We start from the raw sequence: 10,741 nt of genomic DNA on the forward strand, positions 1-10,741 counted from the left end.
AGGCACTTATCTCACCACTATTTTCCTCGCGTCGTTGATTACCGCGTTCTGCAGGCGCACCACGTGTGTTCCACCCGGCATATCCTCCACGGTTTGCTCGTCACCGGCTACCACTTCCAATCGTTTCAGAAGTTTCCCGGCGGTATTGGAAATGAATACCGAGCAATCGTTATCACTTCTATTATGGATGGCAATTTTGCCGGCATCGATGGAACTCACGGTGATTTTTGCCGCTTCCCCGCCTGTCAAGATACCACCCGATGATGAGAGGCTGAAGCGAGTGCTTGAGTCCCCTTTCTTCGCCGCGAAGCGATAAGAGCCGCCGTTTGTGATCCGTGTTTGTGTGCCGGAGGCAAGGTCGTTCAAATAAATCTCTTCGTTTGCCCAGTGGTCGGAAAGGGCGAATTCAATGGTGTATTCTCCGTCCACGTCGGCTTCGAAGCCCAGCGGCAAGTTATCCAGTCCCGGCACCGTGGCCACCTGGAAGTGATCCTTGTCGGCTTCATCCGCCACGTAGAACTGAACGATACCGCTCTCGGCCATCTTGCGACCATCCCATCCATTGTCGAAACCGTTGGTAGTACCTTCTTTCGTGAAGATCCATATCCTGTCGGCCGATTGCTCGCCAATCACATCCATCACCAGCGACGGGATTGAAGATGCCGACTTGCTCTCTGCCGAGCGGGTGACAATTTCTGTCGAGCCGTCCCCTAACGCTACTTTCGTGTTTTTAGTGAGCTGGTCGTATTTTATGGCCACCTTACCGGTGGTAGTCGCATCGTCAACCAGCACCATAAAGCTATGCATGGATGGAATCCTGTCGGGGAAATGGAGTGTTCCCCCCAGGTTGACCGGTACCGCGAGATACTGGCCGGCTCGGTATCCCTGCTTGTTGATCGCTGTGCCATTGAGCTTGCGCCACTCATCACGGGTACCCGTATTAAAGAGGTATACTGTTGCCTCCGCGTTGGTGAATGTCATTGCCTCCGGTTTGATGGGAATGGCTGCCGTATAGGAATTAGCCACCAGATTGGCTCCCGCATAGTTCACCACAACAGGTGTGGTTGTCCGTGTAAGGGCCACGTCCTTGTCGCCCACGTTCAGCGTACCGGCAAAGTCGTAGATATGGTCCGGTTGCGTGGTGCCGGTATTGGTAATCTGATACCCCCTGAAAGGAATGAGATTCCCCGATGTCACGGATACCCATTTATTACCGTTTACAGGCTCTTCCCATCTGTTCACCGACTCACTGACCGGTGACTGGAAAGGAAAGTCCGAACCATCCACAGGGGTTCCGAAGTATTGCCAGCTGCGGGTATAGAATCCACAATCCGCGCAATCGTACGCCTGATTGTAGAATTCCACGACCGCCTGTACACCGTCAGGGTTTTCTTCCGGGTTAATTTTCAACGTGCCGGTAGGCGCGTTGACCGGTTGGCTTCCGTCGGTGGGAATAGTGGTCGATTTCACAAGGATAGTACCCGTACCATAAGATCCATCCGATTGTTCGGTTTTTTCTTCCACCTTGCCGTTAATGGTCAATTGGTTTCCGGATGTGATCACCAAATCCATATTCGAATTATTCTCCAGCCTCCCGATAATCCGTCCGCCACTATTATCGTCGTCCGCATCATCCAGGTAGAGGTGGTCTTTTGCAGCTCCTTCGCCATTACCATCCCCCCCCTCACCGTTATTATCTTTTGTCGCGAAGACCACGTCTTCATTGATGCCGGGCACGAATCCGGCCGTCCAGTTTTCTTCCTCGTTCCATGCGTTCGGTGCTCCGGGCTTACCGCCTATCCAGTAGTTTTTGGACGACTCGGTAGGACACTCGATGGTAGGGGCATCCGATGGAATAGAACAGGTTTTATCAAGACGTATATCATCAATAAAATAGTCATTCCCCTGATATTCTGCTTTATTATTCCGGAAAGACAACACAACGTTGCTTGCGTTACAGTCAGGGCCTTCCCCTCCGGGCACTACGAAATAGAGTTCAAAAAGTGTCCATTTTCCTTTATAGGTGGGATCCCAATCCCATAAGTTGGGGGAAGTTAACGTTGCCAGCACTTCTTTCGTCTGGGAATGCTTGATGTCAATGGCTACCTGAGAAGGGCCATTGACCAAGTATAACCAGAATGAGGCCCTATAACCGGATCCGGCTTTCAACAATGCGGGTCGGTCATAAAACGAATTCAAGGTCTCTCCCGCGTTTATCACCATCACCGCGCCATTTTCAGTTCCGGAACGATCTGTCACCGTATTAGGTTCACCGACCGCAGGTGTCCAGAAATAATATCCATCCACAGTGCCTTTTTTGATGTACCCGGGAGCAACAACGGCATAGTGGTTATTATCAATATGGGAGATATAGTAATCGTTCGTGTTATCTTTCGATGTCCCGAATGAAAAACTACCCGATGGCATATACTCTGATTCTCTTCTGCCGTGATTGATATTGGGATCGCTTATGCCAAAATCTTCTATGAAAATATTCTCCCCTATACAGGGAACCACTGTCACGCTGCTTCTATTATTTTCAAGGACAGGATCGTATCCTTCACCTATAACAGCTGCCACATTAGTGTAATCACCTGAAGCCAAAACCTTTGCCGTAAAACTAAGAGAGACGGGGGTATCATTCTTACCCAGTTCCGGGATTTCCCATTCAATGATATTGCCGTTCGCGACACCATCCCCATTGATTGTTTCAATGAGGTACCCGTTCGGAAGCGTGTCCGTTACAATTATATTGACCGCGTCATGAGGCCCTTTATTAGATATCGCCAAGGTGAAAGTAACGATATCGCCCACATCGGGATCCATTCTATTTACCTCTTTCAGTATCGCGAGGTCGCTCATGCGCGTCACTTCCACGGTTTTTTTCTTACTATTGTTACAAGGATCGGTGCTATTGCTGTGGGTACATTCAAATTCCGCACTGAAGGGAGGAACATAGTAATTAACGACACCGTTGGCATCGGGCCAGTCGGCCGGATATTTCCAGAGGTCATCCCACGTACGTCCCTGAGGAAGCGGGTACATATCCTTTTCCGGATCACTACTGTTAGTAGCATTCGGGTCGGTCACGTCATTCGGGCGGAGGATACCGGCCACCGCGTCCGTATCGTCAGGATCCGAATTTCCGGTTACTTTAGCCTTGAAGGTATAGGTAATCTCGCACCCGTCTGGCAAATTAAGTTTGGACCGATAGGTATGCGTTACCGGATCATATTCCATCGCTATTGATTCTGTACCACAGCCATTTCCCGAAAATACAGGGTCGTCAGTCGGCTCGAAACCGGGAGGCAACCTAAAGGTAAACGGCGCTTCTTCCACATCGCTCGGCCCATTATTTTTAACAACTACTTTATAGTCCAATTGATCACCTACAATGAAATCGTCTTTGGGAGTGGTTGTCCCCGACTCGAATGTGGTAACCGACTTAACTTCAAGATCAGCAATTTTTATGGCGACATTGGTATCGATTGTCTCTTCCTCTCCCTTGATAAATGTCCATGTGTCCATAGATTTGACATCACCGAAAGTTCCGGTAGTACCTCCACCTCCCCATTTATGTCCATTGCTATTCGAGCTTATTCCTGAACTACCAACACCTCCTAAAGAGGAGGGGAGATGGCTGTTATTTTTGGGATTTGAAGCGACTCCATTACTTGCAGAAGGTATGTCTGCATCATTCCAATATACGATATCCGACTTAACGACCTCCTGCGAGGGCAGCAACTCATGATCTAACAATTCCAACTTGATCCCGTTGATATTATTCTCCATGTCGAAATAAGGGAAATGGACCTCAGCTCCTTGCAGTTGCACTGTAATACTTGCAGGTGCCGTTCCGGCAGGGATGGGTGTCAAGTTTCCATCTTTCCCGTCCCAATATACACTGTTTTCTCCGGCGACAGCAGTGCCGTACAAATATCTTGTAGCGAAAGAGGGAGTACCATTACTTTCTATTTTTATGGTGTAAGCTCCTTGTGACTCCGTATTGAACTTAATGTACCCTCCTTTGGTACTTACCTGTCCTTCAGTATTATCCGCCCCCTGAATTCTCACATCCATAACCCGAGGTACTACCACTGAGTTTTTTAACCAGGTTGAACCACCGGGAACAGCCCCATTAACCGGCGTGTCCTTTGGCAAATCTTCACTCGGAAGCGTGTAAAACATTTTATGTGTTATATTCTGCTCATTATCAGGTCCGGTAGGATCCCATATTTTGTTATCATTCACGGCTTCATCAACAGTCTTCAAACTCTTATAAAGCGGGGTGTAATCTATACTCCCATTCGATTGCTTCCCTTTTACAAAACCGTTGTTGTTTACAAAAAAAGCAAATAAGATACCATTATTCCCATTATTATCCACACGATAGGTATATCCATCTTTGGTTAACACATACATCTTACCATAAAATCCTTGAGAAGCAGAGGAGGATCCTTCAATTCTCATATTTAATAAATTGGCATATACGCGTCCCTTTATATAACCATTCTTTGCAGTATTGATTACCGAAACATCCCATGCCCCGATATGGGTCGATTTTGTATTACTACTATTCCAACTGTTCCATAATGCATCTGCCATCGTATTAACGAGTCCAGTAGTTGAAATCATTTCAGTTGTTGTTTTAGACCAGAACTCAACCTTGTAAATACCCTCACCTCCTGCCGGAACCGTATAATATATAGGCAGGTATCTATTTGTTGTATTGTCTGTCGATGTCAGCTTCGGACCTGCCAATTCCTGAGCCCGGGTAGATATCCTACCTGCATTGTTCGCTCTATCCAACGTCGTAATTTCACTGCCATTCGGCCGGAAAAGTTTGATTGTCGCGTCCCCGGTCCATGCACTGGATGCCAGCGCAATGGTTTCATTTGCTTTAGCATAGACGTAGTGGGTACCATAGCTTTGAAAAGGAAGTGATCCACTGTAGCTCGTATAATACGAGGTTAAATAAGCTCTTCTCCCTAAGGCTCCATCAGGGTAAAGATCTTTCGACCCATCGGCATAAATATTGGTAGCCGGCACTAAAAACAGCAATGCCAAGAACAGCCAGAAATATCGGTTTGTATTCTTATACATAGTCAATTGTATCTATCATTATCAAATTTCAATCTCATGCACGTACCAGTCATTACGCTGTATCCCTTCGGGGAATTCCAACTTGTATAGTTCGGGACCGAACTCAGGAGGAGGAAGCGGACCTGATCCGTTGTATGGCACCTCTATCTCTATGGCTGCACCGGTATCATCGCGTTCGTTGACATAAGTGACGAGTTTCAAAGTAGTCACCACTCCCCCCGAGACGGTATGGGCCGAACCAATTCCTTGCGTGTCGAGCGTAGACCCCCAGGGTGTCCAGTCGGCAGTAATGGGCCATACGCTTGCGGATGAAGCGGCGTATTTATCGGAACCGGTGGAGGTGGCTTTTTTGATCACATTGGTCTCCTTGTGAAAGTTTGTGTACTTGTATTTATAGTCTGCAATGGCGGCGCTCTTATGTTCGTCTTTGAGTATGATATTCAACTCTATCTTGGCAAGTGCGCGCACCAGGTGCAACGGTTCATTACCGCCGGTACCGGTTCCCAACACACGGTCGGTCATAAAATTGTGCAATTTGCTTCCCGACATCAGGATCGGGGTGGCAAGCGCGGGCGACCAGGGAGTAGTGGTAGTGCTGAACACCTCCTCTAAATCCGAAATAGAATTTACACCATCCAACGCCGTTTGCAAGGCGGTATTTCCGGCGGTATTGGCCACGATATAGACCTCACGGTTACCGGCTTCGGCTTTTGTAAGGTTGAGCGATACTTTCTTTCGGGGTGCGTCGTACGTTCCGAAACTGCCGGGAACTCCTACCTGGACTACTCCGGCGCCATTTATATAGTATTTCCTTACCGGATTTGTATTGCCCGATCCCGGGAAAAGAAAGAGATAGAAGTCGTTTATTGCCTGCTCATAAGGATTACCGGCATCTGTTGCACGGGTTGCAGCACGGACGGTGGTTACCTTGTAATTGGAAACCGAGAACAGCACCGCTATATTTTCACTTCCGGTTTCGTCGCCCGGAACCTCTTCCGACGTGCAGGCAGGGAATAACAAGACCGCCAACAGGGATATATATAGTATTCTTTTTATCATCATTATTCGAATCAATTGCTAAATGTTTTCACCAGGATATCATTATACCAGACCTGCAGATATTCCCCGGAAGAGGGGATATTGCTTAACGGGTATTCGGGAGACATTTTGCCGGGCGTATCATCGGTAAATACTCTTTCTGTGTCAGTAGTCCCTCCTTCAAAGGTGGCACCGTTGATAGCTACCAGTTTAATTTCATGCGGTGGACAAGCATCTACCGTATTATTAACGGTCACCTTGCCATTTTCATCGATATGGACATTATAGCCATAACCGAGATATGTGTGCCTTTCCACTAGGTTCCACGGTTCAACTTCGTAGATAACCTCTATCTGTTCCAGGTTCCTTACCATATATTTGTAATGGTGGTTGCGGTGGATAGTATAATCGGGGGTATAGCCGGGGAATGTCCCTTTTGCCTTTTCCAGATAACCCGAGGTGATGGAGGTTTCATTGGAAATAATAGGAATATCGTATTCCGTACCATCGAGGGTTACAATGGTGAAATAGTTGATGGGCTGCTGGTTGCTGCTTCCCGCCGGATTCCATGTTGCCGAAGAGATCATAGCTTCGGGCATATAATAAATGTAAGTATTGGAACTTTCCAGCCTTCTTAATTCAGTATTCGTTGAATTATTATTGAAATATGCCGCAGGAGGAGTATCAAACTCTACTAAACGAAAATGGTGGTTGGCATTGCGGAAATAGATTTTATCCACACCTAAATCGGTTGTACCATCCAGGTTTACTTCCAGTTTGGCTACCACGCGGATCAATTCCACATAGTCACGCGTGACATCACCTGTGCCGGCGGAAGTTGCTACCACGCTGTATTCTTCACTACTCCCTTGCTTTGGATAGAACGGTTTGGGCTGGTAAATGGTTCCTCCCGCTTCCACCAACTGGTTTTTATAGATCCTTGCCATGGGGAAGCCCTCCATGGCCGATGCACCTTGATATAAGGTGCTGCTCAACTCACGGGTGGCGACTCTCAGGTAATTGTCCATCGCCTCCCTGTTGGGAATGTTGGCTTCCGTCAGGTCAACCCGCATATTCGGCATATTGGCCACGAAGTAGAAATCGTAATTCTTATTGGCGGTCAGTTCTACCTTGAAGGCATGGGTGGATTCGCCGCTGCCTAAGCTGTTGTTCAGATGCACTATGCCCACCCTTTGGCCGCCATCGCTGTTGAATACCAGCATGGCGAGGTCGTACACTTTATCTTCGTGATCTGTCCCGTCGGTGTTGATGGAAGGACCCTCGGCAGCCCTTAGCCCGCTCTTGGCCTGCGCCGCACGTACATTCACGGAAAGGTGCACCGTATGGTCAACCCCTCCCGGTTCCTGTTGGTCGTAGATAAGCTTGTCGCACCCCGCAAAAACGAGGATTAGCGCGACAAGCATTACATATGTTTTTTGTAATTTCATCATAATCTAAGCTGTTCTTTTATCAGCACCGGGATCAAAGGCCCAGTTGGGTACTGTAGCTATGCACCAGCCAGTCGTTCACATAAATGGAACAGCTGAAATGTGTCCAGCACTCCACGCAGTAATCCTTGATGACTACCTTAATGGTAAAATCATTGTCGCAGTCGAGGTTTGCCTGTCCGTTTTGGGCTGCCAGCAGGATCATGGCAATCAGGTCGCCATTGAACACGGTCTCCCCCTCTTCATCGTTGCCCGTATAATAGACATGGAGTTTATTGTCCTGTCCTGTCTTCAGATCGAGCAGATTATAGTGCCAGGTGGCCACGTTATCGTTGAGTGCAGAATTGGAAGAAGGATAGATCAGTGCATCCTGGTTGAGCGGCATGGTGCCGTCGATCCTCATTGTGCCATTGCCCGATGAGACCTCGGCATGAATCGCTTCCAGATCATAGTCTTTCATCGTGGCCTTGTCGAACTCCACAATCAGCTCTACCCGGTTGGTCACTTCCTGCAGGTTGACAGCGGTATACTCATAGAAACTGGCATAGTCCGCCGGATCGGGCAGGAACACCACGGGACTTTCGCCCTGCCATACCTTTGTACCGTTCAGGTTGGCTGCCACGCCGGAGGCGGACTTCAGCGTGAGCATCACATCCTTTTTGGTGGTGGTACCGTTGGTGAAGGTTCCCAGCGTGAAATGATCATCCACGCCGGCCCATGCCACAAAGGAGAATTTCCCGTTGGAGACAGGCACCAGCACGTTGTAGTCACGGCTCAGCGTCACATTCTGTTGTGTGACGGAAGTAACCAGCCTGTCGTTTTCATCAAACGCGAACAGGGTAAGCGAGGCAACGCTCCCTAAGAACGTTGAATCTGTGGCACAAGGTGTCATTGAGTAGAATTTCACATATACACCTTGGGGACAATCGGCCAGATCATCATAGATCAGAGAGTCGCAACCCCAGAAAATTGTTCCCAACGCGAACAGCGTTATCAATATCTTGTTTCGTAAATTCATCATTCGTTGCGTTTTGAAAGTTAGCTCAAAAAATTTTTGCCATTTTCCCGCCATGGCGTCGTGAATGCAAACCGCTATATCTGCCCGGCGAAAATATGATTATAGTATTTAAAAAAAACCGGAGGAGAAGGTGTCTCCTGAGAGTCTCCTCCCCCGGATATGTTGGTTAGTTATTGTAAAACCTGTTTGTTATATACTTGCTTTGATTAGATTCCGAGATCTACTCCGTAAGAATGTACTAACCACGGCAATACGGTCACATCCACGCTCATCCATGTTTCAGACGTTGTCAACGGTTCTTCCGGATCAACAGGATTTTCAGGTTCTTCTACATCCGGATCTTCGGGTACCGGCCGTGGATCGGGATTGTTTGGATTTTCAGGATCATACGTCAGATCGTCCGGATCTTCGGGATAAAGAGGATTCCAGTTGGTTCCCAGATTTTTGAAACCGGTGATATGGATATGATAAATGTTATTCCTTAATACCGGTGAGTTATACCAGTTAGGGATCTGGTCAGGATTCAACCAGGCATAGTACAACACCTTACCTTCTTCATACTTGGCAATTTCAAGATTACCAGCAGCCTTGGCATTGGCTGTGGAAGTATAAAACTTACCATCTTTTCCTATGTAGAATGTTCCGTCCGTAGCTTTATCGGCAGGATTATCCGCAAAAGCAGCATCTTCAGGTGTAAATTTAGCCCTGATCAGGACATACGGAGTATTTCCTTTTACGTATCCTCCAGTATAACTTCCTGCATTAGTAGGGGCAACTTCATACAAGTGAGTGGTAGGCAACACAAACTTACCATCTAACCATCTTGTTTCCAGCTCAATGGGATCATCATTCTTATTTGTTTCATAATCCGTATATGTCGGCACATTGGTTCCACCAAAAGAATTAGAACGGCTTTCAAACAACCCTGAGTAGTCATATTTCTGATTGTCTTGCCCTTGAGCATAGAATTCAGAATTGCTGGGTTTCCAATCCCAGTTTGGTGTAGCCCATTCCCATGGATTATCTTTTCTGCGTTGTACGTACAATGAGTTTTCACCTTGTGCCACTACCCAGGTAATGTTTGTAAGAGTACCCAGGTTTGTTGCACCGTTAGTGTTGGGATCCGGAATTGTATATCCTGCGGCAGGTTGGTCTTTAATTGTTACCATCACACGTGCCACGGCTCTTTCCACCTGCACAGAGGCCCTGTTCTCCGAATCATTAATGGTCGCATCTTCTGAGATATTAGCCTTCACATCAAGTACCTGGGGAGTAATGGTAGTCATTACGATTGACTCATCAGTTGTTCCCATTGTTGCAAGTTTAGATGCAGAAGTCGCAACAGTTGTGCTTGTACCGGAATTTCCAAGGACAAGTGGAAGATTCTTATAGGCTTCCTCAAACTCATGTACAGGCGTTTTATTCAACCAACTCCTAACTTCAGGAGTCTCATTCACAACCACATATACAGTCTTCACACCTGCTGTAGTTTTCATTGCGGCAGCAGTTTCCGGGCGCAAGAAAGTCTCTTTGGTAGCAGCATTGTATACTTCAGTATACTCTACACCCACTGTAAATTCAGAAGAAGTCACTGATGAACCGTCTACCAGATAAATTCTGATTTTATTGAATTTATCTTTTCCGGCCCATTCTCCAACCGGGTTATAATTATCAGGCAAACCGTCACCGGCTGCTCTCAATTTAGACGACATCTTCAATGTCACGCTCACATGGGTATTTCCCTTCTGGCCATCCACGTTCGGCGAGTCGATGTCGTCATTGTTACATGCCGTAAGTCCTAATCCAAGGGTTACGACAACCATCAATAATAATTTGCTAAATTTTCTCATGTTCTGAAAATTAAAATGAATAATGTTTGGTTGTAAAATTTATTGTATTTCCTTATTGTTTAATTTAATTAGTTCCCGGTCGCCTTACGCAATTCCTCGAGGTTGGCGCGGGCATCGTTATCGCCCTGTCCTACCGCCCTGGTAAAGTATTCCTTCGCCTTGTCGAAGTCACCCTTGCGGGCGTACGCCACACCGAGGTTGTTCCATACCTTGGGATTGTCGGCGATCTTGTTCATCCGGGCGATGGCGCCGTCCATGTTGCCTCCCTCTATGTCTGCCGAGGC

General features: G+C 47.3%; 6 protein-coding genes. All 6 read right to left on the reverse strand.

Annotated features, from left to right (window positions below):
* Positions 1–6 precede the first annotated feature (6 nt).
* The gene (locus ABV001_RS06925; RefSeq protein WP_352422111.1) at positions 7–5,103 is read right to left on the reverse strand and encodes a DUF11 domain-containing protein; all 5,097 of its coding nucleotides are present in this window, start codon (positions 5,101–5,103) and stop codon (positions 7–9) included.
* Positions 5,104–5,124: 21 nt separating this feature from the next.
* The gene (locus tag ABV001_RS06930) at positions 5,125–6,165 is read right to left on the reverse strand and encodes a fimbrial protein (RefSeq protein ID WP_352422112.1); all 1,041 of its coding nucleotides are present in this window, start codon (positions 6,163–6,165) and stop codon (positions 5,125–5,127) included.
* 8 nt (positions 6,166–6,173) lie between these two features.
* On the reverse strand, positions 6,174–7,592 hold the full coding sequence (locus ABV001_RS06935) for a fimbrial protein (protein WP_352422113.1): 1,419 nt from the start codon (positions 7,590–7,592) through the stop codon (positions 6,174–6,176).
* Between the two features lie 31 nt (positions 7,593–7,623).
* On the reverse strand, positions 7,624–8,610 hold the full coding sequence (locus ABV001_RS06940) for a FimB/Mfa2 family fimbrial subunit (RefSeq protein ID WP_352422114.1): 987 nt from the start codon (positions 8,608–8,610) through the stop codon (positions 7,624–7,626).
* A gap of 203 nt (positions 8,611–8,813) precedes the next feature.
* The gene (locus tag ABV001_RS06945) at positions 8,814–10,457 is read right to left on the reverse strand and encodes an Mfa1 family fimbria major subunit (protein ID WP_352422115.1); all 1,644 of its coding nucleotides are present in this window, start codon (positions 10,455–10,457) and stop codon (positions 8,814–8,816) included.
* Positions 10,458–10,525: 68 nt separating this feature from the next.
* The coding region (locus ABV001_RS06950) for a tetratricopeptide repeat protein (RefSeq protein WP_352422116.1) at positions 10,526–10,741 on the reverse strand (216 nt) is incomplete at its 5' end.

Origin of the sequence: Proteiniphilum sp., assembly GCF_040307845.1 — a bacterium.
Lineage (GTDB): Bacteria > Bacteroidota > Bacteroidia > Bacteroidales > Dysgonomonadaceae > Proteiniphilum.

Bases quoted from the DNA above. Each gene is read 5' to 3' on its own strand.
- ABV001_RS06930 (WP_352422112.1), bottom strand. From the start codon at position 6,165: ATGATGATAAAAAGAATACTATATATATCCCTGTTGGCGGTCTTGTTA.
- ABV001_RS06935 (WP_352422113.1), bottom strand. From the start codon at position 7,592: ATGATGAAATTACAAAAAACATATGTAATGCTTGTCGCGCTAATCCTC.
- ABV001_RS06925 (WP_352422111.1), bottom strand. From the start codon at position 5,103: ATGTATAAGAATACAAACCGATATTTCTGGCTGTTCTTGGCATTGCTG.
- ABV001_RS06940 (WP_352422114.1), bottom strand. From the start codon at position 8,610: ATGATGAATTTACGAAACAAGATATTGATAACGCTGTTCGCGTTGGGA.
- ABV001_RS06945 (WP_352422115.1), bottom strand. From the start codon at position 10,457: ATGAGAAAATTTAGCAAATTATTATTGATGGTTGTCGTAACCCTTGGA.